Genomic DNA, 1,456 nt, shown 5'->3' with positions numbered 1-1,456 from the left:
TGGGAAGGGCAAGCGTTCGCACGTTTTGACGACCAATTCAATCAACTAAAACCAAAAGTGACAGAGTTCGCGAATTTAATGGATCAAATCGAACAACAACTTCAAAAAACGGCGAGTGCAGTGGAAGAACAAGACCAACAATTATCACAGAATTTCGGGTTTTAATTTTAAAAGAGTGCCTCTTATTGTATACTATAAGAGGCATTTCTTATATAAATAGAGAAACGGGGCGTGACAATGAACGGAAAAAAAATAGCCATTTCTATTATTGGTTTATCAATTTTATTAGGAGGGTGTTCATTTATGGGGCAGTCAGATGAAAAAGAAAAGAAAACAGACGACGGGACAACACCTGTTGCGGAGTATGAAGGACAAGGGTTTAGACTAGTTGATGGTGACAAATCTAAACCAATTGTTGAAAAGAATGAGGCAGAAATTAAAAAGCGAGCTATCGCCTATATGAAAGATACATATAAAACTAATGTGAAAGTGAACAATGTAGTACCCGCAAGAGATGCGGCGGTTGTAAAAGTAGAAGCAGAGGAACCAATTAAGTTTCATACCTCTGTGATTGTGGGGCTTGATATGCAGAAAAAAGAGCTTGACCCGCCGGGTAGTGTTTATTCGCAAGAAGGGGAAGTTGAGTCCGCGATAGTAAGTGGTTTGTATGCAAAGGCATATGAAGAAGAATTTAAAAGATTGGATTTATTTGCTGAAAAAGAAGCGGAAAAGTATAATTTGCAGGGTTTGAACCAAAAAACTATAGATAAAACACAATCTTCGGGGTACCAACAATCGTACTATTTTATTCCGACAAGTATAGCTTTTGATGATGCTTACAATGCTTATATAAGTAATCCTAAAATCAATCAGGCTGAGATACGTAAGTTATTTCTGAAGGAAGATAAGAATTTTAAAAACGTACATGTCGCTCTTCAATTTTATAGTAAAAGTAGTGGACTGCCCAAACAAGAAAAAGCGGACAAAATTGCCGAAGACTTAAAAAAAGAAACTGGACTACCGAAAGCTGTATATACAATAGACATTTATAAAAACTTTATTGTTAATCGTGTAGGGCTTCCTGATGGTGAAAATATCAGTGTTGAAGATATTCAAAAATAGAGAAAGGGGCGATTGAATTGCCGACAGCGGAAAAGTTGAAAACATCTGATTTGGATATTATAGAATTAAGCGGGAGAGCGGTCTATGAAGAGCCGAATGAAAGACAGTATATAGATGTGAATGGAGAAAAAAGAGCATATTTAGTTAAAGAGGGCGTGTATAACACAAAATCCGGACTCGACTATATGATTGTGGAAAACACCAAAACAGGCGAAGTCGGCATGATTTTCCAAGGCACACAAGGACAAAAAGACGGGGGGCGGGATATTATTACCGATGCTACGCTTCCTGGAAATATTCCTGATGATCAACTAAAAGCGGCGGATAAAGCTTA

Annotated in this window: 2 protein-coding genes and 1 pseudogene; all 3 read left to right on the top strand. The window is 37.5% G+C overall.

Features of this window, described 5'->3' with window-relative positions; translation table 11 throughout:
• A partial coding sequence (locus R8923_RS14210; protein ID WP_485873418.1) for a WXG100 family type VII secretion target occupies nucleotides 1-165 on the top strand: 165 nt, incomplete at its 5' end.
• A 138-nt stretch (nucleotides 166-303) separates the two neighbouring features.
• The gene (locus R8923_RS14205) at nucleotides 304-1,122 is read left to right on the top strand and encodes a DUF1672 family protein (RefSeq protein ID WP_485873417.1); all 819 of its coding nucleotides are present in this window, start codon (nucleotides 304-306) and stop codon (nucleotides 1,120-1,122) included.
• Nucleotides 1,123-1,139: 17 nt separating this feature from the next.
• Nucleotides 1,140-1,456, top strand: a pseudogene (locus R8923_RS14200) (SA1320 family protein); the annotation flags it as partial.

Source organism: Listeria tempestatis (genome assembly GCF_963575625.1).
GTDB lineage: Bacteria > Bacillota > Bacilli > Lactobacillales > Listeriaceae > Listeria > Listeria tempestatis.
This window is presented reverse-complemented; position numbering and strand designations above follow the sequence as displayed.